The 26,941-nt window shown below is 29.1% G+C and carries 21 protein-coding genes and 1 other annotated feature; of the genes, 14 read left to right on the top strand and 7 right to left on the bottom strand.

Annotated elements, in window-relative coordinates; translation table 11 throughout:
• Window positions 1-245: 245 nt before the first annotated feature.
• The 5 genes from ACJDU8_RS00510 to ACJDU8_RS00490 all read right to left on the bottom strand — a co-directional run bounded on the left by ACJDU8_RS00510 (window position 246) and on the right by ACJDU8_RS00490 (window position 4,084).
• Window positions 246-533 (bottom strand): hypothetical protein, encoded by a 288-nt coding sequence (locus ACJDU8_RS00510; RefSeq protein WP_406790199.1) that lies wholly within the window; start codon window positions 531-533, stop codon window positions 246-248.
• A gap of 265 nt (window positions 534-798) precedes the next feature.
• On the bottom strand, window positions 799-1,776 hold the full coding sequence (locus tag ACJDU8_RS00505) for a hypothetical protein (RefSeq protein WP_406790198.1): 978 nt from the start codon (window positions 1,774-1,776) through the stop codon (window positions 799-801).
• 1 nt (window position 1,777) lies between these two features.
• Window positions 1,778-2,788: a hypothetical protein gene (locus ACJDU8_RS00500; RefSeq protein WP_406790197.1), complete on the bottom strand. Its 1,011-nt coding sequence runs from the start codon at window positions 2,786-2,788 to the stop codon at window positions 1,778-1,780.
• Entirely contained in the window at window positions 2,769-3,665 is an 897-nt protein-coding gene (locus tag ACJDU8_RS00495) for an ABC transporter ATP-binding protein (protein WP_406790196.1), read from the bottom strand. Before ACJDU8_RS00495 ends, ACJDU8_RS00500 begins: the two co-directional genes overlap by 20 nt.
• 11 nt (window positions 3,666-3,676) lie before the next feature.
• Complete coding sequence (locus ACJDU8_RS00490) at window positions 3,677-4,084, bottom strand: GntR family transcriptional regulator (protein ID WP_406790195.1); 408 nt, start codon at window positions 4,082-4,084, stop codon at window positions 3,677-3,679.
• A gap of 181 nt (window positions 4,085-4,265) precedes the next feature.
• Between ACJDU8_RS00490 and ACJDU8_RS00485 the strand changes: the two genes are divergently transcribed.
• The 3 genes from ACJDU8_RS00485 (at window position 4,266) to ACJDU8_RS00475 (ending at window position 7,843) form a co-directional block, all read left to right on the top strand.
• Window positions 4,266-4,967, top strand: a complete 702-nt coding sequence (locus ACJDU8_RS00485; protein ID WP_406790194.1) for a response regulator transcription factor — start codon at window positions 4,266-4,268, stop codon at window positions 4,965-4,967.
• Entirely contained in the window at window positions 4,957-6,402 is a 1,446-nt protein-coding gene (locus tag ACJDU8_RS00480; RefSeq protein ID WP_406790355.1) for a sensor histidine kinase, read from the top strand. The genes ACJDU8_RS00485 and ACJDU8_RS00480 overlap by 11 nt, the downstream gene beginning before the upstream one ends.
• A gap of 85 nt (window positions 6,403-6,487) precedes the next feature.
• Window positions 6,488-7,843, top strand: a complete 1,356-nt coding sequence (locus ACJDU8_RS00475) for a hypothetical protein (protein WP_406790193.1) — start codon at window positions 6,488-6,490, stop codon at window positions 7,841-7,843.
• A gap of 83 nt (window positions 7,844-7,926) precedes the next feature.
• Here ACJDU8_RS00475 and ACJDU8_RS00470 read toward each other — a convergent pair whose 3' ends face one another.
• Window positions 7,927-9,117: a serine/threonine-protein kinase gene (locus tag ACJDU8_RS00470; protein ID WP_406790192.1), complete on the bottom strand. Its 1,191-nt coding sequence runs from the start codon at window positions 9,115-9,117 to the stop codon at window positions 7,927-7,929.
• A gap of 546 nt (window positions 9,118-9,663) precedes the next feature.
• Window positions 9,664-9,720 (top strand) — a sequence feature (sodium ion sensor (DUF1646 type); this cis-regulatory element may regulate processes involved in with the transportation of sodium ions).
• Window positions 9,721-9,763: 43 nt separating this feature from the next.
• Here ACJDU8_RS00470 and ACJDU8_RS00465 point away from each other — a divergent pair.
• From ACJDU8_RS00465 to ACJDU8_RS00455, 3 genes are all read left to right on the top strand, one after another.
• Window positions 9,764-10,942 carry a cation:proton antiporter gene (locus ACJDU8_RS00465; protein WP_406790191.1) on the top strand — a complete coding sequence of 393 codons (1,179 nt, stop codon included), beginning with the start codon at window positions 9,764-9,766 and terminating at the stop codon, window positions 10,940-10,942.
• Window positions 10,943-11,267: 325 nt separating this feature from the next.
• Window positions 11,268-11,807: a hypothetical protein gene (locus tag ACJDU8_RS00460; protein WP_406790190.1), complete on the top strand. Its 540-nt coding sequence runs from the start codon at window positions 11,268-11,270 to the stop codon at window positions 11,805-11,807.
• Between the two features lie 13 nt (window positions 11,808-11,820).
• Window positions 11,821-13,668 carry a glycosyltransferase family 2 protein gene (locus ACJDU8_RS00455; protein WP_406790189.1) on the top strand — a complete coding sequence of 616 codons (1,848 nt, stop codon included), beginning with the start codon at window positions 11,821-11,823 and terminating at the stop codon, window positions 13,666-13,668.
• Window positions 13,669-13,858: 190 nt separating this feature from the next.
• Here ACJDU8_RS00455 and ACJDU8_RS00450 read toward each other — a convergent pair whose 3' ends face one another.
• Window positions 13,859-14,863: a DUF3231 family protein gene (locus ACJDU8_RS00450; protein ID WP_406790188.1), complete on the bottom strand. Its 1,005-nt coding sequence runs from the start codon at window positions 14,861-14,863 to the stop codon at window positions 13,859-13,861.
• A 433-nt stretch (window positions 14,864-15,296) separates the two neighbouring features.
• Here ACJDU8_RS00450 and ACJDU8_RS00445 point away from each other — a divergent pair, with 433 nt between their 5' ends.
• The 8 genes from ACJDU8_RS00445 to ACJDU8_RS00410 all read left to right on the top strand — a co-directional run bounded on the left by ACJDU8_RS00445 (window position 15,297) and on the right by ACJDU8_RS00410 (window position 26,930).
• Window positions 15,297-16,541, top strand: coding sequence for a DUF445 domain-containing protein (locus ACJDU8_RS00445; protein WP_406790187.1), 1,245 nt, complete (start codon window positions 15,297-15,299; stop codon window positions 16,539-16,541).
• Between the two features lie 21 nt (window positions 16,542-16,562).
• The gene (locus ACJDU8_RS00440; RefSeq protein WP_406790186.1) at window positions 16,563-17,930 is read left to right on the top strand and encodes a DUF445 domain-containing protein; all 1,368 of its coding nucleotides are present in this window, start codon (window positions 16,563-16,565) and stop codon (window positions 17,928-17,930) included.
• A gap of 128 nt (window positions 17,931-18,058) precedes the next feature.
• Window positions 18,059-19,621, top strand: coding sequence for an Hsp70 family protein (locus ACJDU8_RS00435; protein ID WP_406790185.1), 1,563 nt, complete (start codon window positions 18,059-18,061; stop codon window positions 19,619-19,621).
• Window positions 19,622-19,645: 24 nt separating this feature from the next.
• Window positions 19,646-21,214: an Hsp70 family protein gene (locus tag ACJDU8_RS00430; RefSeq protein WP_406790184.1), complete on the top strand. Its 1,569-nt coding sequence runs from the start codon at window positions 19,646-19,648 to the stop codon at window positions 21,212-21,214.
• 47 nt (window positions 21,215-21,261) lie between these two features.
• The gene (locus ACJDU8_RS00425; RefSeq protein WP_406790183.1) at window positions 21,262-22,092 is read left to right on the top strand and encodes a nucleotide exchange factor GrpE; all 831 of its coding nucleotides are present in this window, start codon (window positions 21,262-21,264) and stop codon (window positions 22,090-22,092) included.
• 33 nt (window positions 22,093-22,125) lie between these two features.
• On the top strand, window positions 22,126-23,616 hold the full coding sequence (locus ACJDU8_RS00420) for an Hsp70 family protein (protein ID WP_406790182.1): 1,491 nt from the start codon (window positions 22,126-22,128) through the stop codon (window positions 23,614-23,616).
• A 34-nt stretch (window positions 23,617-23,650) separates the two neighbouring features.
• Window positions 23,651-25,477: an Hsp70 family protein gene (locus ACJDU8_RS00415; protein WP_406790181.1), complete on the top strand. Its 1,827-nt coding sequence runs from the start codon at window positions 23,651-23,653 to the stop codon at window positions 25,475-25,477.
• Between the two features lie 25 nt (window positions 25,478-25,502).
• Window positions 25,503-26,930, top strand: a complete 1,428-nt coding sequence (locus ACJDU8_RS00410) for a MotA/TolQ/ExbB proton channel family protein (protein WP_406790180.1) — start codon at window positions 25,503-25,505, stop codon at window positions 26,928-26,930.
• Window positions 26,931-26,941: the final 11 nt, after the last annotated feature.

Genomic DNA, 26,941 nt, shown 5'->3' with positions numbered 1-26,941 from the left:
TATGAGGAAAGGTTATATTTTACATGAGATATGTATTTGAATATTCAATAATGAAAATGGTACAATAAATAAAAAGGTGCAGGTCTAAAACCTTGATTTTTTAAAGGGTTTTAGGCTTTTTTGTTTAGTAGAATGTTACTAAATATAAATGTGAAAAAATAAGCACTGGTGGGAACTAGTGCTTATTTTTATTTGAAATTTGTACCAGTTACACTAAGTACATTTACGGAGTTTGCAATACTCTTTTAATACCAATCCCAATAGCATGGGTAAGGTGGGTAAGGTCTGCATCTTCTGCGCCTGCGTCTACGTCTTCTACGCCTGCGTCTTCTGGGATCCCTTTGCCTATAGAAGTCATCATCGTCAAAATCATCATCATCATCAAAATCATCATCTATATATGAATCTAAATATTCATCATCTATTGATCGATTATAAGGTGTTGATAAGTATGGACAATATATAGGAGTGTTAAAATCATAGGAATTCTCAATTGTTTTGTTATCTTTGTCACTAGAGTTGCTAATGCTCATGAAGTACCTCCGAAAATTTATTTACAGTGTTATACTATGAATCAAATGGTAAATTTGTGAGTAAGAGTTAAAAATGTATTAGAAGATGTAGATAAATATTGAAGTTAGGGCATAACATGAGGAGGTCTAATGGGATGTAGGGGGTGATGTATATAAAGCAACAGAAACTTTATCTGTAAAGGTTTGAGGTTTAAACATGTAAGATAAATTTTAAACACGCCAAAATATACTTAAATTTTTTGGGACATTTCCAAAGTTATTCTTTCTATACTTCACCATCTACATATTTTACAATTTTTCCAATAACCAAGTATAAAATTATAAAACATGCAATTGTAAATATTGTAATAACTATACTGGCATTTTTACCCCAAAATGATTCACTAACTATATCAGTTATCAAAAGTGTAAATGTAACTGAAACAAATATTATAAATACACTAGAAATTTTAGGATATATACTTATGTTACCAATGTTTTCAATAGGAGCTAAATCATGAATCTTTACCATTAGTATAAAAAGCAAAATAGTAAATAAAATTAATATGAATATTTTATATATAGGATTATGTCCATGAACAGTATTATAATATGGTAAACTATAAAGCTCACCAATAGGTCCACCAAATACAATATTAATATGATAAATATTTAAAAAACCTGCCACAAGTTCTTTTCCAACAACCCACATAAGTAGTACAAGTCCATTTAAAAATGCTCCTGCTAGCTTGTTTCCAAAAAATAAATCCACAAACATCACAAAGGTTATAACAAATATATACGTGAATATACTCAAAATCATCCACATTAAGAACTCAGTATAATTATTGTAAATTCTCATCTTATCATAATTTACAAAATACATTATATTTAATACTATAAAATTTATAATAAGAGGTATCATAAAACATATAACAATTCCAAGCCACTTGCTTATTATTAGTTTCTTTTTACTGAATGGCATTGTGCTGATTAATTCCTGCTGATTATTCAAATTTTCCGCAAATCCCATAACAAATGTTATAAAAATGATTAATAGTATACTTATATATGCGTAAAATCCACTGATTGAAAAATAATGTACAAAACTGTAATCAATATACCCATAGCTGGTTCTTACTGAACACCTTAAATTGTCTATATATTCAGCAAACATTTGAGAATTTGAAATCAAAAGAATAAAGGTTACAAGAAACATCAGCCACTTTCCATATATCCATTCTTTCCATAAAAGCTTCTTCAATTTATTCACCCCTCATATAGTTACTTAATTTAATCACTTTATTTATTTGTGAATATGCAAAGTAAACTGCTATAATAAAAATTATATTTACTAAAATAGCATAAATTGATAATGGCTCTTGCCTATGCAAAAGTCCCGATAAACCTTTTGCCGCAAATATTCCTATACTTATAGAAGAAAATACTTTAAAAACTTTTTCTTTTTTAGGAGATGTCTTAAGCATCATACCTTCACCAAACTTCACTCTTTTTATAAACAAAATGAATAACATGCATATAACAGCTAGGATTATAATTAACTTTATAATTGACGGTACAAATTTATATCCCGTAATATACTCCTTATTATTTATAATCTTAGAGTTTAGAGGCAAACTTAAGTAATGCCTAATTGTTAAAGAATTAAGTTGATAAGTAAATCTATAAAATCTTACACGAAGAAAATAATATAATAACTCCCCCATAAAAACTGGTAAATTCAAGATTGCTGCTGCTAAAACCACACCAAAAATTTCATTTTTACAAAGGCATTGTACATATACAAATAAAATGTATATTATTGTGTAAACAAGAAAACTTATAATTAAATAAAACGTAATATATTCAAATCTAATTTCCTTACCTAAATGACCAATATTACCTTCATACATAATAGTATTTATTATAAATCCCATAAGGCATGATAAAAATATGACAAATTCTCCTACTGCTATTCTTGAAACCATCCTTTGTTTTATATTAAATGGCATATAGCTTATTAAATCTCTTGCACTGTCTTTTCTGTCAACATTCATCATTATGTATGACATTAAAATAACAAGAATTATAGTTATATAATTTGATATACCCATTTGAAAAAATATTCTATAGGCTAATTCATCTTGTACCTTTGCCTGATTAATTAAAAGGGAAATCATAAAAGCCTTTGAACTAAACAAAATAAGAGGAGTTAAAATCCAATATGTTACCTTCCATTCCTTATAAATAAGTGCTCTATTTAAGTATTTCTTCATATTCAAGTCCACCTCCAACAGAATATATAAACATATCTTCAAGGCTCATTCCTATGTCCTCTTTAAATGAAATGCCGCTGTCATCAAGTTTCTTTTTAAAAGCTTCATCATACTTATTGGTTATTAGGTTATATACTCGTCCTACCTTTTCAACCTTAATTACCCCTTCCCATTTTTCAATATCTTCTGGAGTCTTTTCTTTAAATACAGTTTGTACTTTTTTTATAGTCCTTTTTATTTCATCAACAGAATTCATGTACTTTATTTCCCCTTCAGACAAAATGCCAATGCTGTCACACATTCTTTCAAGATTATTTAAGTTATGAGAAGATATAAATACGGTGGTTTCTCTCTCTGCCACTTCATCAAGTATTATATTTATAACCTGCTTTTTTGCAATTGGATCAAGTCCTCCTGTTGGCTCATCCAGCACAAGTACCTCTGGTCTTATACTTAAACTAAGCATTAAAGCCAATTTCATTTTCATACCCTTAGATAGCTTTCTAACTAAAGTATCAGTTGGAATTTTTAATATTTTATTTAAATCATTAAATCTGTCCATATCAAAAGCTTCATAGGTCATAGAATAAAATTTTATTAGACTTTTTATATTAAAATAGCTAAAAAAATCATTTTGATCAGCAACATATCCAATATGCTTTTTTACCTCTGGATTGTTAAAGACCTCCTGACCAGACAAATTTATTTCTCCTGAATCTGCTTTATATATACCTGTAAGACATTTTATAAGTGTTGTCTTGCCAGCTCCATTAGGTCCAATAAGTCCAAAAATAGTACCCTTTGGCACTTCTACATTTACGTTTTTAAGAACGTCCCTTTTCCCAAGCTTCTTATTCAAATTTTTTATGCTAATCATAAATTTCACCCTTACTTTCTTGAATAGTTTTCATCAAAGCTTTCACTGCCAATGCTATCATAAGTGTTATTTATCATCTCTACCATTTTTTCTTTTGAAAGTCCCATGTACTTGGCTTCAACTATTATTTTCTTTATATTTTCTTTTAAGTTTTCCATTCTCTCCTCCTCCATAACAGGCTTATATTCAGATGTTACATAAGTACCTTTTCCCCTTATTGTTTCTATTACCTTTTGCCTCTCAAGTTCACTGTAAGCCCTACTTATAGTATTAGGGTTTGCCATAATTCTCGAAGACATTTCCCTGACAGACGGAAGTTTATCTCCCCCTTGAAGTATTCCTTTTAATATTTCTTCTTTAATTTGATTTACAATTTGCTGGTATATAGGAGTACTACTTCTATTATCGATATTAATCAAAAATTTCCCTCCTTAGTTCCATGTGTATTAAGTGTATTAATTCAATTAGTACACTTATAATATATTACTATTTTTTTACTGTGTCAACATAAAATTTCAGTTTTGTTGTTGATTTATGATAATGTTTTAGTATAGCATATTAATAGAATGACCAAAGGTTATAAATACGGAGGAATAAAAAGTGAATGAAATAATACTTTTAGTAGATGATGAAAAGACCATTTTAGACGTACTAACCTATGCACTAAAAAAAGAAGGATATTTAGTAGAAAGAGCTTATGATGGTGAGGAAGCACTCGATAAAGTAGATATTTTTAATCCACATGTAGTAATATTAGATTTAATGCTCCCTGTAATAAATGGATACGATGTTTGTAAGAAGTTAGAAGGCAAAAATATTGGAATTATCATGCTTACAGCAAAAGAGGATATTGTGGACAAGATACTTGGCCTTGAACTGGGAGCAGATGATTATATAACAAAACCTTTTGATATGAGAGAACTTCTTGCAAGGGTTAAGTCTCTTGTAAGGAGACTTAATAAAACTACTGATGAAAAAAAGGACAGCAGCGTCATAAATATAAATGATCTCAATATCAGTAAAAAAAGGAGAACTGTAAGTATAAAAAATGTTCCAATAGAGTTCACACCTATGGAATTTGAACTGTTGTATTTACTATTTTCAAATCCAGGTATAGTATACTCACGTGAGCAGCTCTTAAGCATGATATGGAACATGAATTATGTTGGCGGAACACGAACTGTAGATACACACATTCAAAGGATAAGAAAAAAGTTGGGCAATAATTATCAAGATTTAATACAAACTGTGTATGGTATTGGATATAAAGGAGTTGACGAATTACTTGAAAGTGGGAATTAAATTTAGACTCATATCTTTTACAGCTTCACTTTTATTGATTGTCATATTGTTTTTAAGCTTTTTAGTGCTCAATGGAATAAAAAGTTACCAAAGTAAAGAAATCGAATATATTTTATTTAAACAAAAGGATATGTTTGAAGAATACTTTGGTGAACGCATGAGCTTGAATAAGGATAGTAATTATGGAAGCTTAGCTAGAGGCAGTATTTTTAATAAGGCATGGCTAAGAACTATACCTGCAAATATATATAATACAAAAGGTGAGCTCCTTTCAGGATTTAAAACAGATGCAAAGGTAAATGAAAATGATGAGAAAAAAGTCATGATAGACTATGCCATTAGAGGTAAAGTATCTTATAGAGAAATTAACGATGTTATATACTTTTATTCACCAATCAAGTATAGAAACAATATATCAGCAATTTTGGAACTGGAGTATTCAATTAAAGAAAATAATTCATTTTACAGTAATATAAAAAATTTGTTTTATGGTACAGGTTTTTTGACGCTGATGCTTGGTATAGTTGTGGGAATCTTTTATTTTTCTAGGCTGACCAGAGATATATATATAATGAAAAATTCAGTAGAAAGCATTCAAAAGGGTGAATTTAGTAAAGTAGATAAAGTTAATCGAAATGATGAATTGGGAGAATTGAGCAGAGGTCTGGTATTTATGAGTAATATCATAGAAAAAAATATTGAGGACCTTAAAGTTGAAAGGGATTCTTTAAGTGTGGCCGTAGATAAATTAAAAAGGATGGATAAGCAGCAAAAAGAGTTTATAGGAAATGTGACTCATGAATTTAAGACTCCAATCACCAGCATAAAGGCCTATTCAGATGTGATTGGAATGTATATGGATGATTTAAATTTAATTGAAGAAGGCACTTTAAGTATATCAAAAGAATGTGATAGACTTTCAAGTATGGTGGACAATGTATTAAAGTTATCTGCTCTTGAGGAGTATGATTTTGAAGTTAAAAAAAATGAAGTGAATTTAAAAAAGGTATTTAATGAAATATGTAAAGGAATGAATGCAAAGATTAAAAAAAACAACTTGATTTTAGAATGTGATGTGCAAAACGTTGATATTACCTTAGATGAAAAGAGCTTAAAGCATATTATTATCAATTTAATTGATAATGCTATAAAATATAATAAGCAAAATGGCAGTATACAAATTGAATGTTATAAAAATGATAAAGATAAGATAACTATAAGTATTTCAGATACTGGAATAGGTATGAGTGCAGAAGTACTTCCTAAAATTTTTCAACCATTTTACAGGGCAGACAAGCATAGAAGTCGTGAAGCAGGAGGAGCTGGAATAGGATTAGCTTTAGTTAAAAAACTAGTTGAAAAACAAGGAGGAACTATAAAGGTAATTTCCAAATTAAATGAAGGTACCACTTTTTATATTGAATTTTCTACATAAAGTTTACAAGATTGTGACATCTGTTTATAATTTCGTGAACAAGTTTTGATAATATGAATTTATCAAGAAAAAGGAGGAAAGTTCAATGGTGAGTAAGAAAATCTTGTTTGTAGTTTTAGCGGTGGGAGTAGCAGGAGGTATAAGCACATTTGAATTAACTCAGCATACTCTTGCTAAATCTACCCAAGATATAAAGGTAATGGAATATAAACCTTCTGCCAAAGTTAATGAAAATGGATATCAAATTGACAAGTATCAAAATATTGAGAGTGTTGCGTGGATAAATGAAAATGAAGTGTTGACCTTAACTAGAAAAAGTGAATTTAAAAATGCCGATTCCATTAGAACCATAAGATATTGCAGTATATATAATTTAAATACAAAAAGCTCTAAAGATTTTAAGAATGTAGATATAGATGAATTTTTAGGGGTATCACCAGATAAGAAATATGTTCTTTATGCAGAAGCAAGAAACATTCCCAAAATCGAAAGTCAAGAGTGGAAAGATGCTCTTGCTTCAGGAGACTTACTTCACAAAAATGTAAAATTATTAAATTTGTCTACAGGTGAAATTACAGATATAAATACAGAAAAGTTAAACAGTGATGCTCAGTTTATATGGGTAAGTAATAACAAAATTTTGGGGAATTATTTTACTCATTGGACAGTAATCGATACAACTGGAAAGGTATATGTTGATGGAAGTTACAATGCCGAAAAATACGATAATGCATGGATATCTGGTGTAGATGATATCAAGGATTTGGGAAGCAGCGTAGAAGGTAAATTTTATTATACACAAAATAAGAATGGAGAAGAGGGTGTGAAAGTATGCTCCATGGATGTCAAGACTAAAGAGATAAAAGATATTTATGCCAATAAATACTCTTTGCATGCAGATAAAAAGGGAAAGACAATTATAATGGATAACTACAATAACAATGGTGATGCAGTTGATGGAGTTTATGTAAATAGAACTTTTGGAGCACTTGTTATGAATGAATCTGGTAAGGTACTTCAAGATATTGAATTACCTAAAGGTAGAATAACCTCGGGATCACTTACCTCTGACTATGTACTATCACCTGATGGAAGTAAAGCTGTTTATGTTGAGAGGAATATGGATAAGAATAATCAGACAAGTTTAAACAACAATAACCTTGATGTAGATATTAAAGTTATAGATACTAAAACAGGAGATACAAAGGAAATAGTAAAAGCATCTAATTTGAAAGATAAAAATGAAGAAAATAATTATATTACAATTAAAATCAAAGATAAAGATGGCAATATAAAAGAAAAGAAAGTCACAAGAGAGCCTTGTATCTCAAACATTTCGTGGGATAGTACAAGTACTTCACTATCATTTACTTATGGAAGTTCCATTGATAGTCTTAATAAGAATAACATAAGTACTTATATTGTTACCTTTGATAGATAATTTTTTAATTCATATAATGATATAAAGGGAATCGTTCCCGGTCATCTAACCCCTTAGATTCCCTTTTTCTAATTTATACAATTTCAACTTTTGCCATTGCTATTATGTTTAGCTTCTTTTCCTTTTTCTTTGTCCTTCTTTGATTCTTTTTTTCTTTCTCTCTTTTGCTCTTCGGGGCTTTTTAGTTGTCCTCTTTCCTCTTCTTCCTGCTTCTTCAATTCTTCATTGGACTTTTCACCAGTCTTATTTAATTGCTGTTGTGCTTCGGTTTTTTCAGAGGCTGTAGGAGCAAGAGGAGGTTCAAGGACTTTTCTATCTGATGATTTATTACTTATGGATAATACTAAAAAAATAACTAAGGTCATTATACAAGCCAGCACTATTGTTGTGATTAACTTAATTTTCTTGCTAATCTTTTTACCCTCTACTAGAACTGTCTTAGTAGCTTCATCAGGAGATTCATGGGATTTCATCAACAATGTTTTGTTGTATTCTCCATCAGATGTTGTAGCATTAAGCGCAGATATTATCTGCTTTACATTACTATAACGTTTTCCAGGTTCTATAGCTGAAGCCTTTTGAATAACTTTAACTAAATTCTTAGCTGCATACTTAGGGTAATTTTCCTTAAACATAGGCTCTGTTTGCAGGCTTATGGATTTGCCTGTAATCATAGAAAACATAGTGGCACCAAGAGAATAAATATCCGTTTGGACATTGGATTGAATATTCTCAAGCTGTTCTGGTGCTATATATCCTTTAGAACCCAAAATAGCGGTGTCACCTTCTTGGCTTTCTTTATAGATTCGTGCTATTCCAAAGTCAATAAGCACTACCTTGTTGTAAGGAGTTATCATTATGTTAGAGGGCTTTAAATCTCTATATATAATAGGTGGATTAAAGCTATGCAGGTAATCTAATATAATGCACAGTTGCAGTGATATATCTTCCAATAGCTCCGAAGAGAGAGGACCATTAGTATCTATATATTCCTTTAATGTCTTACCTTCAATATAATCTTCCACAATGTATAAATTGTCATATTCATAAAATATATCAGTAAGCCGTACAATTCCTGTATGACTTAAATTTTTTAATATGTTAGGTTCAGCCAGAAAATCTACTTGCTTCTTCCGCTGATTATTAATCTCCTTAATTGCCCAAAGATTTCCTAGCCGGTTATTTTTGCAGAGGTAAACTATCCCCATACCGCCTCGTCCTAAAATTTTTATTATTTCGTATTTTCCATCTAGTATTTGTCCTGGATTTAGCATATCATCACCTCCAATTTAAAAAACTGGCCTATAAAATCATATTTAATATTAATTTTTTATTGGAGAATTATAGTATAAGGAATTTATTTGGAATGAAGTAAAAGAGACACCTTCCCCATTATATAAATTTATACGTAAGGTGAGCATTATTTAGAGGGGTATATATTAAATATTATGTTATAATTTTTGTAGTAATTGAACTTAATTGTGAATTTTCAGTATAACGGGCAAATAAACGAAGATTTGGATAATATAAATCAAAGTACCTATCATTTAAATGATGTGGTCAATAAATTTAAAATAGAGTAGTTATCCACAGAGTGCTGTGGATAAATTGTTTATAACTTGTGGATAGGATGAGAAAGTGACAAGAATATTTCAACAGAACTAATATTTCTATAAAATTTTTAAATAAGATAAACTGTAAATATAGGGTATCTATGATAGAATGTTGAGTGGGATTCGTCCATGTTTGCCAGATATTTTTAAATATGTTATCATTGTAATGAGGATATATACATAACAGAATATGACTATATAATTTTCGGTTGAACAAATTTTAATTTGATTTCAAGATAAATATGACTTTTAGGGTGGAAAGTCCTTTATAGGGCTTTCCATTATTTTTTTGGATTAGGAGGTAGTTATGGAACAAACATTATTAAATATTGTATTAATACTTGTATTTACGAAAATAGGAGGAATAGTAAGCAGAAAGATGAAAATGCCAGAGGTATTAGGGGCATTAGTTGCTGGTGTGGTACTTGGACCAGTTGTATTAAATATTGTACATTATGATGATAATATAAAATTGCTTTCAAATCTTGGAGTAATTTTACTTATGTTTCTTGCAGGATTGGAAACTAATGTAGAAGAATTTAAACAGGCTGGATTGTCAGCATTTATGATTGCACTCGGGGGTATCATATTTCCTCTTATTTTGGGAACTTTAGGTGTATATATGTTTTTTAATAATTTTTGGGAAAATGTATTTGTAGGAGTTATCTTAACTGCTACAAGTGTAAGTATTACAGCGGAAACTCTCAAAGAACTTGGAAAACTCAATACAAGAGCAGGTATAAACATTCTTGGAGCAGCGGTAATAGATGATATTTTAGGACTTGTACTTATATCTGTAGTTCTTGCAGTAGCACAAACTTCCGGTTCAAATACTGAGATTTCAAGTGTGTTATCAATTGTATATGTGTTTGTGAAAATAATTTTATTCTGTGTGTTTTCTATAATTTCAGTGGCACATATACCAAAATGTATGAATAGATTCAAGAATTATATAAAACCAGGAAGAGAATTCCTTACATTTTCCATAGCCTTTGCCATATTAATAGCATATATTGCTGAAGTTTTAGGTATAGCAGCTATTACAGGCGCATATATATCCGGACTTATAATTTCATCATTTATGCATAGGGAATATTTAGAGAGAAATATCAAGGCAATTTCATCAGGCTTTTTATCTCTTATATTTTTTGCAAGTGTTGGAATTGAAGCAAATTTACAAGGAATGAATTGGAGAGTAATTTTTATTACTTTAGTTATGTTTATTATAGCAGTAGCTGGAAAAATAATAGGATGTAGTGGTGCAGCGAGACTTCTGAAAATGAGTAAGAGCGAATCCATTCAAATTGGAACTGGCATGATCTCAAGAGGTGAAGTGGCTATTATTACTGCAAATATAGGTCTCCAGAAAGGAATAATTTCAGAAGAAATATTTCTTCCAACTTTAATTGTTGTAATATTGACTACAATTATAACGCCTATTTTACTTAAACTATCCTTTTCTCGTAAAAGAATGCACACTAAATGAAAACACTTTTTTCATACTAAAAGTATGGCAGTACATTAATTGTGCATAATTTGTAAAGATTTTTTACAATTTAAGTTTACAATATTAGAGCCATTTATTTAACATACCCCTTAATTTTTACATATGATATAAACTAAAGAAATAAATTATATAAGGTCTATTTAGTTTAATAACAATATTGCGGTTACAGCATTAAGTTTTAAAAGTGTAAGATTAAGTTGAATTATGTCATAATCATTACTATTTTGAAAAATAGTAAAAAATTAATTAAAATTTTGAAAAATTTGATTAAGAGTATGCTATTAAACTAAGGGGTGTTGTAAATATGAAAAGAACAAAGGTACTTCATAATGTCATTTTATTAACTATAGGTATATTTTCAGCAGTAATAATATATTTTTGCATAAATTATAATTATAACATTTTGCATAATATGCAATATTTGTTTCATCATCATATGGTAAATATCGGTATAGGCAGTAATATATATATATTTAATATTGAGATAATAATGATATTACTTATTTACTTCATAACCAGGAGATTTCCAAAAATAAAATTATTATTTATTTTAACAGTTGTTACATTAAATTTAATCTATATAATCTGGAGAATTAAATATACCATCCCTACAACTAGCAAAATAGGTATGACCTTGGGGATTATGCTAATAGCATGTGAAGTTATAGGTTTTTTCCAATCGGTAGTGTACGGTATATTATTTTATAAACCGTATGAACTTAAAGAAATGAAGATGAGTGATTTAAGCAAATTACCAACTATAGACTTACTAATTATGACATATAATGAACCTTCATATATTTTACGAAAAACTATTGCAGGATGCTTAAATATTAAATATTAAATATCCAACTAATTTGTTAACCATTTATCTTTGTGATGATGGCAATAGGGAAGAGATTGGACAATTGGCTGGATTTTTTAAAATACATTATGTAAGTAGGGAAAATAATGATTTTGCAAAAGCTGGGAATATTAATAATGCCTTATCAAATCATTGTAAAAGTCAATTATTTTCGGTATTAGATGCAGATATGATACCCAAACCTAACTATTTGGAAAAAATGGTAGGATATTTTAAAGATGATAATGTAGGATTTGTTCAATCACCGCAAGTATTTTATAATCCTGATCCATTTCAATATAATTTAAATTTAAATGATAGAATACCCAATGAACAAGATTTTTTTATGAGAGAAGTACAGGCCGGTAGAGCTAGATATAATGCATTGTTTCATGTTGGAACAAATGCATTATTTAATAGAAGAGCCATAGATGACATTGGAGGTATACCTATAGGTAGTATTACTGAAGATATGGCCACGAGGATGATATTACAGTCCAAAGGATATAAATCAATATTTGTAAATGAAGTATTGGCAATAGGATTATCTGCAGAATATTATAAAGATTTTGCCAAACAAAGGAAAAGGTGGTGTAGAGGTAATATACAAGTTTCAAAAAAATGGAATCCATTAACCATGAAAGGATTATCGCCTGTTCAAAAACTATTATATTTTAGTGGTATTTTATACTGGTACTCAGGTGTGCTAAAGATAATTTATACGTTATCTCCAATAATATATTTACTATTTGGTACATTGATAATAAAGGCTACTACAATGCAATTGTTACAATTTTTTGTACCCTCATATCTAGCATATATTTTAATGTTTAAATCTAGTTTATTAAAATATAGATCATTAATTCTTACCCATATATATGAAGTTGCTACTGCTCCATTTTTAGCATTAGCATCACTGTCAGAACTCGTTTTTTCTAAGGAATTGAAATTCAATGTAACTTTAAAAGGAAATATAAAGAAGAATATATTTGTGAGTTGGGATTTATTAGTACCTCAATTCGTTTTATTCATTTTAACTATATTAGGATTTGGAATAAGTTTAAATAAAATAATTAATACAAAATCATTAGGAGTTAAAGAATCTTTAATTATTAATATACTGTGGGCAAGTTATAATCTAATAGGTATAGTGATGGTTATGTTACTGTCATTAGAAAAACCCAGATATAGAAAATCTGAGCGAAAAGCTATAAATATGAATAGTACATTGATATTATCTGATTTAAAATCATTATATTGTATTATTAAGGATATTAGTGATTTAGGGGCAAATATTAGTGTTAGTAATAATAAACTAGGTAATTTAGATATTGGTGATATTATAAAATTGAAAATAAATAAAGACTATATATTTTGCAGAATATTGAGATATGAAAATAATGCATTTGGCTGCAGATTTATTAATTTAACAAGAGAGCAATATTTGAATATTGTTGGCTTTATCTTTAGTAATGAAAACGGATATTATAATATAGAAAACAGAAAACCAATATATAAAGTATTAAACTCTCATGAAATCGATAGATATGTAGAAAGTACAGAAGATGATATATTTACTGGTGATATAGTTGAAAATGTATCTTCTGAAAATCATGAAATCAATGTATCTTCTTTGATTGATGATAAATATCCAAATAAAAGAAATATATTGAATAAGTCAATACAAGTTTATGAAAGAGATGCTCATGGTAGATCCCTAGACACACGTTATGCTAATTTATCATATGATGATTTGTTAAAGAATGTATTAAAATTAAATAATGATAAAATTACCATAATTAAAATGTATGAAGAACTTATTGAAATGAAGAAAAAATTAGAAAAAGAAAATAAAGACTGAATAGTTACCAATCAATTAGTATATTGTGAATCAAGTTCTTCCTAGGTTTAGGTGGAGCTTACTTATGAGAAACGCTTTTCTCCATCTGAACCCATGAAGAACCTATCCAGGCGGCAGCAGTGCTTATCTCCCACTTTGAAGAAGATAGGAGTATTAGCTAATTACCCCGCTGGAATAAGAGTTAAAAGTATTAAACTTTCGCCAGATTTTTATGATTTATTGCTTGTGGAGGCTGCTCAAGCCATTTATTATCGATCATAATATCTACCCCATCTTTAGAATACTCTATATTTTCATTTAAGTGTTTCATGTAAATAGTTTTTAAATCACTTCTCATTATATCGGCCAGTGCCATGCCTATACTACCTATCTTTATTCTATACATTATAAAAATTTTACTCAACATAAATTTATGTGAAAAGGGCGAAACTGTGGAGTCAGTTACATATGAGTCTGAAGAACTTCCAATTGGGATACCTTCATCTATTAAAAGTGAGGTGAGATCATTATGTTGTTTAGTTGCAAGAGCTATAACTTTCGATATATAATTGGAAATTTTTCTGTCTTCACATACCTGACCAAAACCAATTAGTAAAGCTTTTCTTATCATTGTATCATTGGTGATAGAAAAAATGTGGCTTATTTCATCTGTCAATAAGCCTCTCTTTTTTCCGAAACTATCTAAAATGAAGCTCTTACTTTTTATATATTGAATTTCTTTAGACACTTCTACATGAGGTGCTTTAATAAAAATACCCTTTGATAAGCTCAATTCCGCGGACTTGTTACAAAGGTCTATACTTTCTTCAATACATTTTGAAAAATAATCTCTAATATCAGCACGTGTTATACGGTTTAAAATCACGCTGTAACTACGAATGGCTGCTCTTGCTTTATATATTATATACTGCAAGTAGAGAGCGTCGGTGAATAAACGTGGAGCATTTACATCAATATCGTTATCTGAGAAACCTTCTGGTAAAGGTAGTCTTTCTTCATTAAATAAATTAGTTAATATTTTAATACGCTCATTAGACAAATTTAGAGAGTGCTGTAAAATATCACGAATTTCATTATCATCAACTCTATTATAAAAATATTTAAGCAACTGCATAACTAAATTCTCACCCATATAAGAGTTCCAAATACCTGATATTTCTGATGAAACTAATGGTGTTTTTGTAGTGTTTCCCATTCATATAACCTCCAAATATAAAAATAACTACTAAAATTAATATTCCCAATTATTTTTATTAAATACTGATAACTTCATGGATAATGTTAAACTTAAAATAGAATTTTAGTTGAAGTGGGGTTAAGCTGTAGGGAGAGTGTGAGTTTTATTTAAAAATATGTTATAAAAAAAGAAAGGTGGCCGGGAGGAATGAAAAATTATTTCAAGGGAACGCATTTCCACAGATTCACAAGACTCCACTTATAGCACCTATTCTTTTTTATTTATAATACCATAAAAAGAATTGTTTGTAAATAATTGTATGAATTGTTACAAAAACTATTAGATATAGATTTAGTGTTATATTGTATTGATTTATTTGTTATAATTACAATGTAGGAAATGTTTTTAAAAGGTGGAGATAATTAAAAAGCATGAAAGTAGGTTATTTAGAATGAATCGCTACAAAGCAACAATAATATTGGTTGTAGTTACTGTTGGATATTTAGCAAGTTGTCCCTTTTATAAAACTTTTTGGGGAGGATTAATAAGCAGTGCTTTTTGTGCTTCTATGATTGGTGGTTTTGCTGACTGGTATGGTATTACTGCATTGTTTAAAAAACCTCTTGGAGTTCCATTTAAGACAGAAATAATACCTAAAAATAGAGAAAAAATATTTGATGGTTTAATTAATATGGTTACAGAAGAACTATTATCAAAGGAATATTTAAAAAGTTTTTTATCAGAATACGATACTTCAAAGTTAATTTTAAAATTTCTTTTAAAGGAGAATGGACATAAAGATATTGAAAAGATAGCTAGACTGGTAATAGAAGAAAGTATAAATAAATATAATAATCAAAATGAAAATATTACATCTAATTTATTTATAAATAAACTGACTCAATTTAATCTATGGAAAGCAATAATTTCTTCTATAGAAATTTCAGTTAAAAACGGTTGCGGAGACAAAATTATTAATTTTATACTTGAAGAGTTGCAGTTAGTTATAAAAACAGAGAATTTTAATCTTATACTTACAGAACTTGTCCATAAAACAAAAACTTCATATGAAAAAGGTGCTGCAGGCAGGGCAATGGTTAACACAGTTGTATTGGATTTCATATTTGATTTATCAACCGATAAAATATCGGTGGTAATTCAAAAAAAATTGGTGGATTATTTAAATGATATTAAGAAATTGGATAACCCAGAAAGGATTAAATTTAAACAATGGCTTCCTGTTAAATTAAATGCTGTAGCTGCAGATAAGAATATAGAAGAAAGATTTGAGGCGTGGAAAACAAAGCAATTTAAAAATGATAATATTAGTGAGCATATAAAACAAGGATTGAATGACTCTGCAGATAAACAATTGGGAGAAAATAAAATAATAAATGATATTATATGTAAAATAGAAAATGAAATTTATAATTTTATTTGTAAGTTTAGTGATAGTACTGATATGCAGAAAAAATTAGACATTTACATAAAAAAAATATTAAATAAATTTATTGACAATTTTCATTATGGTATTGGTAAAGTTATTAGGGAAAATCTAAACAGATATTCAGATGATATGCTTATAGATTTAATTGAATCAAAAGCGGGGAATGATTTACAGTTAATTAGAATTAATGGCTCTATAGTAGGTGGATTGGTAGGGATTTTGCTTTTTCTTTTAGGCAATATGTTTTAGACATTAAATAGGAGAAATAAAATGAAAAATAAGAAAATAGCCGATAGATTGTTGATAATTTTATTTATTACTTTTTGTATAAGTGTTTTATTAAAGATGCATTTTGATAATAATTTTTATGTGAAAATGTTCAACTTTGTTATTGAAGCAGCTTTAGTTGGTAGTATTGCTGATTGGTTTGCTGTGACTGCCTTATTTGAAAAACCATTAGGATTTTCATGGCATACTGCTGTAATACCCAGAAATAGGGTTAAAGTTGTAAATGCAATAGTGGATATGGTAGAGAATGAACTTTTTAGTAAGAAAATATTAAAAGAAAAAATAGATCAATTAGATATTGTTAATAGTATAATTGAATTTGTGGAAGACAGTGCTGCAAATAGAGCTGTTTTTTATATTCAGTTAGAGAAATTTATTGAAAATATTATTGGAAGTATTGATGCTTCTACTACAGCGTTATTTATAGAAAAAAAATTCAAAGATAACTTAAGGGATGGCAATCTATCCTTATACTTTAGTAAAATTCTTGAATTTGCAATAAAAAATGAATATTGTAAAATGTTATTTAAAGCTTTAGTGGAAGAGTTAGCTGTTAAAATAAAAAAAGAAAAAACAAAACAAGAAATTAGTAAAATCATAAATAAGATTATAAAAGATAACATAAATAAGGTAGGGAGATTCAAAAAAGTTCTTATGGAACTTGCTTTAGGGGTAGCTAGAGGGACTAATACTATAAATGTAGATGATATTGCTTTTTCAATTCAGGAGCAGATAGCAGAAATGCTTAATAAATTAAAAGATGAGGAGCAGCCAATTCATATTGAATTTATAAATAAAATTGAAACTACAATAGAAAAACTTCATAAAGATGAAAAGTTAATAAATGACATTGAGAGATGGAAACAAGATACCATAGCCAAAATTACAGTACAGGAAGAATTGGGAGAAATTATAGAAAGTATTTTTGCTGCTTTAAAATATGAAATTAAAAAAGAGGTATTACAGGAACAACATAAACCCAGTGAAAAAACTCAATTGTATGTGCATAATATACTACCTCTAATTGATTGGGCAAAGGATGAACTTCATAATTACTGGGAAAATTTCAAAAATGATGATGAATTTAAAAGTGTAATTGAAAAACATATAAAAGAAGTAATTTATAAATTAGTCAAATCAAGCTATGGTATTATTGGTACCATTATAAAAAAAGTATTAAATAATATGACAGATGAAACACTAAATAATTTTATTCAGCTAAAAGCTGGTAATGAATTAAATTGGATACGTATTAATGGTTGTATAATTGGGGCAATTTTCGGTTTTGTCGTTTTTATTTTTATAAACCAGGTTTATTTACCTTTAATTACAAAAATATTTCATTTGTAATGTCTTTACAAAACTACACATTGTGTATAAACATGACAATATAGTCCTTAACAGTTTGTTATTGATAATATTGTCATTATTTTTCCTCTGAAATTTAAATTTTTATAGATAGAAAGGAGACCTCAAATATGTCAATAGTTGTAGGCATTGATTTAGGTACCACCAATTCGGTTATTTCTTATGTTAAGAGAGGAAGGGTAGAAACAATACTTTTAGATGGTAAAAATACCTTTCCTTCTGTAATATCAATTAATAATGGTAAAATTATTACAGGATATCCCGCAAAAGCTAAATTGCTAATGGATCCTTTAAATACTGTAGGTTCAACAAAAAGGGATATGGGAAAGGAGGCTATTTATATTATAGGAAAGCAGAAAATGACTCCTCAGGATGCAGCCTGTGAAATCCTAAAGGCTATAAAGGAAAAAGCAGAATTTACACTAGGTGAAAAGATTACTGATGCAGTAATAACTACACCTGCATATTTTACATCGGAACAGAGAAAAGCTACAAAAAATGCAGGCAGGAAAGCAGGATTTAATGTACTTAGATTAATGGCAGAACCATCTGCCGCTGCAGTAAGTTATGGTCTAAACCAAAACAAAGATCAAATTATAATGGTGTATGATCTTGGAGGTGGAACTTTTGATGTTTCAATAATGAAAATAAAAGGAAATAGATTTGAAGCTATTGCCCTTGATGGAGATGCCAGACTTGGTGGAGATGATTTTGACGAAAAAATATGTGATGTGATATATGGAAGAATAAAAGAAGATATCAAAATTGATATTAAAGCTGGCAAAGAAAGAGAATATATGGCTGCAAGACAGAAGATTAAAGAAGCTGCAGAAAATGCCAAAATTGAACTATCATCAAGAGAAAATACTTCAATTATTATTCCTAATATTTTAAAAGATTATCATTTGGATTTTGAATTATCAAGGGATGAATATTGTGATTTAATAAAACCCTTAGTTGATAGAACTATAGAAAAAGTAAAGGTTGTATTAAAAGATGCCAATATGACAGCGGAAGATATTGATAGATTAATTTTAGTAGGAGGAGCTACCAAGGATCCAATAATTAGAGAGACCTTGAAAAAAGAAGTGAGAGATCCGTTTACTGCACCTAATGTAGATGAAGTAGTATCAAATGGAGCTGCAATACTAGCGTTGAGTCTTTCAAATTCTGTAGCCAGTGAAGAAAGTAGTAGTATTTCAGATATATTTAAAGAAGATTTTATATTAGATGAAAAAGTAAATTTTAGTTATGGTGTGGCATTGCTAAATAATGAAAATATATTGGAATTTTGCCCGATTATAGCTAAAAATGCATTGATACCATGCAAATCAGGCTTAATCGCTTATACCGTTGACCAGTATCAGGAAGTTGTTACATTCAGGGTTTTTAGAGGTGAAGATAAAAATTTAAAAAAGGATGAAGAAATAGGACAGTTAAAAATTTCTATAACTAAACCTGTAAAGGAAGAGGTAGCTGTAGGAGCTATTTTTGAAATGGATGATGATAATATAATCCATTTTACTGCTGTAGAATTAATGGATAATAGTTATACAATACCGGTTATTCATAGAGCCATTGAGAATAATGGAAAATTGGATTTGAACTTAACTGAAGAGTTAATTAGAAGTGAAAAAATTAAATCTAAAAAAATTGATATAAAGGCAAAATGATAATTTTTTAGGAGGAGAATAGAAATGGCAGGTTTAGAAATAAAGTATAGTAAATATAAATTAGGTATAGATCTAGGTACTTCAACCTCGGTAGCTTCAATATATATAAATGGTAAAACCAGGGTATTAAAAATAAATGGAAAAGAGTACATGCCCTCAGTAGTGTCTTTTATGGATAAGAATACAAAGCTTGTAGGCGAAGAGGCTAAGGGAAGGGCTGTGCTTGATCCTGTGAATACAGTCAGTTCAATTAAGAGGCATATGGGGGAGGAGGGTTATAAGGTATCTATCTTAGAAGAAACCTATACTCCAGAACAAATAGCCTCTGAAATTCTTTCTAAAATTGTGGATGCAGCATATAATCAGAAAGATTTTGAACCTGAGGGAAGCCTATATGATGCAGTAATTTGTGTTCCGGCAAATTTTACGGATAATGCAAAGATTGCCACGAAAAAGGCTGCAGAAATGGCAGGCCTAAATGTATTAAGCTTGTTAGAAGAACCTGTGGCGGCAGCAATTATGTATGGCTTTGATTCAAATAAAGATCAAAATGTTTTGGTTTATGACTTGGGGGGTGGAACTTTTGATGTTTGTGTAATAAAGGTACAGACTAAAAAAAATACTATGGATAGAGATAAATATAAAATTTTATCTAAAGAGGGTATAGCACAGCTTGGTGGAGATGATTTTGACAGACGTATTATGGAAATTATAAATGAAGATTTTAAAGCAAAAAATAATGGTATTGATTTATTAGATATGGAAAAAGATCAGGGAATTAGTAAGAAAAAAATGAAAGCTGCTAAGCAAAAATTAAAGGAAATCTCTGAAAATGTAAAAATTGAATTAAGCTTTAAAAATAGTACAAGTGTGCTTTTTCCTAATATTATTCAAACTGGTGAGGGTGAGCTTTTACATCTGGATATGGAAATTGCTAAAGATGCTTTTGAACAGGCTATTTCTGATTTGATTGATAAAACAGGGGAAACTGTAAAATTAGCACTCCTTAATGCAAAGCTCACTATGGAAGATATTGATAAAGTAATTCTAGTTGGAGGTTCATCATTGGTTCCTTTAGTTAAGAGTAAAATTAAAGAAATTTTTAAGGTGGAGCCTTATAGTGATTTTAATCCTATTACCATAGTGGCAGAAGGGGCGGCAATTTTTGCAGCTTCTGTGGGAACGCCTGATGAAGGTAATATCTTTAATATTGTGACTCATAATTTGGGTATTATGACAGAAGGTATGGGATTTTCAAAGATAATAGAAAAAGGTATTGAAATTCCTAGAAAAGCCTCAGTAATTAAAGAAAAAGAATATAGGACTCAAAAAGATGAACAGACAGAAGTTTCTATATATGTATACCAGTCGTCGGAAGATATATCTTTTGTAAATGAAAAAAATAGTGAAGGGAAAGAAAAGGCTGTATTTATAGGAGAATTTAAATTAAGTAATATTCCATCTGCCCCAAAGGGATCTGAAAAAATAGTTGTTAAATTTGAAGTAAATGAAGAAAATATTGTTAAGGTAACTGCCACTTCTGTAAGTACGGGCTCACAAGAAGAAATAACTTTAAATGTAGTGAAAGAGTAAAAGTATTTAAGGATAGCTAAATCTAAAATGATGGGAGGCTAAATAAATTGGATGATATAAGTCAGGAAGCGGCAAAATTTAAGCAGCAATTTCAATACGATTTTCAGCAATTTAACACATTGAAAAATGAATATTATGAATGGTTTGAGAGATGTAATAAGTTTTCTGAAAAGGTGGAAAGATGTTTAGAATCAGTTTCTATTATTATAAGTGATTTCAATTCTCAGTATAAAAAATTAGAAGAAGTATTTGTAACGGAAAATAATAAGAAGTTTTATGATGGAAAAATCAAAGGTATTTCTATGGTATTGAAAATGTTAAATAATGTAGTGGATATAAATTGTAAAATATTTCATAACATTTTAGTGATGAATATGCCTGTTTTAATAAGATTTGATGAAATTGAAAAAAAAGATTTATTACAAATTCAACATGTGGCAAATGAAAACTATAATAATATATGTAATATAAGAAATAAACGGGATGAACTGATTAAAGATTATTTTAAATTTGTTAATGTGTATTTGTTAAATATTATAGATGGTATAAAAGCAGGAATTGATTACGTAAGTTCAACTGAAGAAAATGATGAGATTATCAAACTTATAGAAGGTGTATATGAAAAGTTGTTAGAAAAAATGGAGGATTTGCTAAAACAGCTGGATATAAGCAGAATTGATGTGAAAAAATTTGAAATGTATAATTATATGATTCATCAGGTATTTGATGTTCAAGAGACTAATAATAGTGATATTGATGGAAGAATTTATGAAATTACTAAATACGGATATATTTATAAAGACACCATATATATGGACGATTACAGACATATAGTAAGGCCTGCAGAGGTAATAGTATATAAATATATGTATAAGTAGATATAGAATTAATTTAGGAAGGAGAGTAATAAAATGCCTTATGACAGTCAAAATAGACCAGTTATTGGAATTGATTTAGGAACAACTTTTAGTGCTATTTCATCGTGGACAGGACAAGCAGTTCAAACATATTCACCAAGAGGAAGTAATGTTTTTCAATCAGTAGTTTATTTTGATGAAAGAAGCAAGGAATTTATTTATGATACCGTGGCTTTTAACAGTGGAATTTTTGAACCTGCAAATGTTTGTATTGGTGTAAAAAGATTAATGGATAACAAAGACACAAAAATAAAGTTTGGAGATAGACAATTTTCACCTATAGATGTTTCAGCCATGATATTAAAATATATATATACAAGTGTACAGAATATGTTTCCGCAAGGGGTATATAATGCTTCTGGAGTAGTAGTTACTGTGCCTTATTATTTTAAAGCCAATCAATTGGAAAATACTTCTCAAGCGGCTAAAAAAGCTGGATTAAACCTTGTGGGTATAATCCAAGAACCTATAGCTGCAGCTCTGGCCTATGGATGTCTTCATAGTAATGAAAATACTATGAAAGAAGAAAATATACTTGTCTTTGATTTGGGAGGAGGAACTTTTGATCTGACAATTTTTAGATTAAAAGAAGACCGGGAAAATTTAATTTTTGAAGTGCTTGGAATTGGAGGGGATGATAGGCTTGGAGGTATGGATTTTGATAATGCTGTTTTAAAGTATATTATAGAAACTGAAGGTATCGATTTTCAATCTGAACCTAATGAGAGATTAAGAAAAAGAGGAAAACAGGCACTTATGGCAGAAGTTATAAAAACTAAGGAAACATTGAGTTTTACAGATAATACTTATATGGCAGTTCTTAATGTTATACCTGGGGTAAATATTGATAGAAATTTTACCAGAGATGAATTTGAAGATGTGATACAGAGCTATTATGAGAAGGTGAAGAATATAATTAAAAATACATTAAATGCCGCCAATATAAAGCCTGAGGAGATTGATAAAGTTATAAAAGTTGGAGGTTCCAGTAAGATTCCTATATTTGATAATTTATTAAATGATATAGTTGGAAAAGGTAAGGTTTATTCGGATATTGATCCTAGTTTATGCGTTTCTCAAGGGGCAGCTATATATGCGGCATATCTTACAGAAAATTTAAACACCAAAAAGAAAATAGTGATTATTCCAGCAACTGCACATGCACTGGGTGTTGAAGATGCCAGAGGGAGATTTGTTGTATTAATTCATGAAAATAGAAAAACTCCTGCTAAGAAAACCCTGACTTTTTATACGGATGAAGATAATTGTACAGAAATAGATGTACAGGTTTATCAGGGAAACCATAAGATTGCAAAAGAAAATGCTCATGTAGGTACAGTTCACATTTCAGGACTTATCCCGTCACCTAAGCGTACCCTTGAAATAAATATAACTTTTGAAGTTAAAGAAGATCAGATTGTTACTGTAACCGTAGAACAAAAAGAAAGTGAAATAAGAAAAACTGAGGTTTTAAAATTATATTAATATTATAAAACAATAAATAAAGGAGATGTGAGATTTGTATTATGATTGTCAGCATCATCCGGTTATAGGTATTGATTTTGGAACCGCATACAGCTCTGCGTCAAAGTGGGATGGAGAAAAGGCAGAGATATATGGGGTGAAAGGAGAGTATGCAATTCCTTCAGTAGTCTATTTTGAACATGATAAATTTGATGTAGGAACTGCGGCACTAACAAAAGGAGTATTTCATACTGAAAATTGTTTTTATGGAGTTAAAAGAATAATAGGTGATGAGGATAATAAAATTTTTTTAGGTAATAAACAATTTACACCTATAGATATATGTTCTGTTATTTTAAAATATATTTATAATAATATTAAAACTACTGTACCAGAAGACAAATTTAAATGTGAAGGCACAGTAATTGCATTACCCTGTTATTTTAATCATATACAGTGTAATAAAATAAAAGAAGCTGCAAAATTAGCAGGTATTGAATTGATTGGAACAATTGAAGAACCTATAGCAGCGGCTTTAGCTTATGGATTGCATATACCTATGAACAGAGACAGAGAGGAAAACATACTTGTTTTTGATTTAGGTGGAGGAACCTTTGATGTAACTATTTTTAAACTTATAGAAACAAAGGATAAAATCCATTTCAATATATTAGCTGCACAGGAGAATAGTAGGTTAGGCGGTTTGGATTTTGATGAGGAGCTGTACAGGTATATTCTTAAGAAAGAAAAAATTGATTTGAATAATTATGATAATAGAACATCTTCTTTGTGCAGGAGAAACTTGATGGAACAGGTAGTGAAAGCTAAAGAGATACTTTCATATGATAGTGAAGTTGCATATATAAAGGTCTATAATCTTCCTCCAGGAAACTTTTTAGATTCTACACTTACATTAGAGGAGCTAAATAATTGTCTTGAGAGTCACATGGTAAAAATAAAGGAAATGCTAGAACATACTATTAGTTTATCAAGAATTTCTAAAGAAGACATTCATAGAGTAATTAAAATAGGTGGTTCAAGTAAAATAAAAAAGATAGACAATATTATAGAAGATACTATAGGAAAAAGAAAAGTTTATGCAAATATAAACCATCAGGAGATTGTAGCAAATGGAGCTGCTATTTATGCTGCTTATCTGAAAAACAGAATAGAATTAAATAAAGAAATTTGCATTTCTACAGCTAATTCAGAAAAATCTCTTTATTTTATTTGGCTGGTGGACTGCTCTGGTTCTATGAATATTGATAATAGATTAGGCTATGTTAAAAAAGGAATAAAATTAGTAATACCACATATAGAGGAGAAATGCAGATTGTATAATACTACTGTAAATTTTGGCATTATAAAATTTTCTGATACTGCTGCGTGGTGCGTTAGATCAGGGGATGAAATAGATGACAGCAGCTATGAAAATATAAAGGCAGCAGGTATAACATCTATGGGTGATGCAATTAATTTGGTTTCTAATGAGTTAAATGAATTAAAGGTACATGGTAAAACTTTACTACCTGTAATATTTCTTATAACTGATGGAATGCCCACAGATGACTATAATGGAGCATTAGACAAGTTGCTGAATAGTTTTGTGGGGAAAAGTGCTTATAAAGATGTCATTACAATTGGTTATGATGTAGATGAAGCGTGTATGTGCAGGTTTATTGATGATGTATCCAGAAAACCTAAAGGAGTAGTACAAAAAGAACATATAGTTGAAAGTATATCAGTACAGGCCATAAACTGTATAACCCATGTAAAAGATAAGTTCATAGAAAACTATAATAAAAAAATAAAATCAATAAGTGAAATTTCAAATAAGAGAATAAATGGAGGGATTATACTTAAGGTATCTGAAAATAAATAATACCAGCTTTGAAGGAGGGAGTTTAATGACAGGTATGATTGCTTTTATAAAGGGCATATTTAGTAGTAATGTTAGTACTACAATTTTTTTTATAGAAGTTATAATGTTTTCACTGGATATAGTTTTTTATAGAATAGTTTACAGATGTTTAAAGGATATAGATAAAAATATTGATGAAAAATCTTTTCATGGGGTGGAGGATCTAATAAAAGGCTATAGTGATATGGTAAAAGAATCTGATTATATTAATACTCAGTCCTATATAGAAGCTTATTTCTCAAATTATAAATATATGTCAACTAATAGAATATTCAATAAATTGGACATTCCTATAATAAATATTATACGTATAGTTCATATGACCATATCTGCATTCATTGTTATGGGAGTTTTGGGAACATTTACGGGACTTACCATATCTTTGAACTCCCTTAGGACAGGAACATTTACTGTTGACAATATAAGTCCTATATTATCAGGTATGGGGGTAGCCTTTTATGCCAGCATAGTAGGCATTGTATTTTCATTAATACTGACATTTATTACAAGAATATTTGATACAGAACAATTATTAATGAATATCATGGCCAAGCTGGAAAATTATATGGATAATAAAATACGTAAATATAATTCAAGAGAGCTTTTCCAAAGGATAGAAGTAGCTGTTGAGAAATTGGGTACTTCAAACAGTGAGACTATAAATGAATTTAGTAGGGTTTCTAACGAGACTATGAATAAGTCTTTAGATGCTATAGAAAGAGTTTATGAATTTGTGCAAAAGTTTTCTGATTTTCCAGAGGAATTTGAAAAATCTATTAAGTACATGACAAGCTTTAATAAAAGTTTGAAAGAGTCTGTAGATGGATTTGATTTGATTTTTAAGGGTTTTAATAAACTTATGGGAACTTTTAATAAAAGCATGAATAGTTTAGATAGAAAATTTGATATTTTAGACAGTTGTGTTAAAGATATTAATACTGGACAAAAAAAGGTGGAGAAAAGCTATAAGGATATATATGATAAGTTGGATAAGTTAACTGATAATTTTTATTCTTCTCTTGACGATTTAGGTCATAACCAAAAAAGCTTTCTAGAGGAAATGAAAAATTTTCATGAAAATATGAAGGAAAAATATATAGATATGATTAGGGAATACACAAATCAAACTGATAAGTTAGGGATATATATAAACCATATATCTGAGAATTCTAAATTTTTCACAATTCATTTAGACAATATACAAAATCATCAGCAGCAGATCATAAATAGTTTCCATACGATGAAAAAATACACAGATGAATTTAAAATTTATATGAAGGCATATAATGAGCAAAAAAGTGAAATATTTGCACAGATATATAGGGACATGAAAGAGTACCAAAGTAGACATGAGAATATTTTAAATAATATAGTTGATAAAATGGAATATTTTAATAAAGACTATAAAAAATAGGTGCAAGTAAA

Source organism: Candidatus Clostridium eludens (genome assembly GCF_045310515.1).
Classification (GTDB): domain Bacteria; phylum Bacillota; class Clostridia; order Clostridiales; family Clostridiaceae; genus Clostridium_B; species Clostridium_B eludens.
This window is presented reverse-complemented; position numbering and strand designations above follow the sequence as displayed.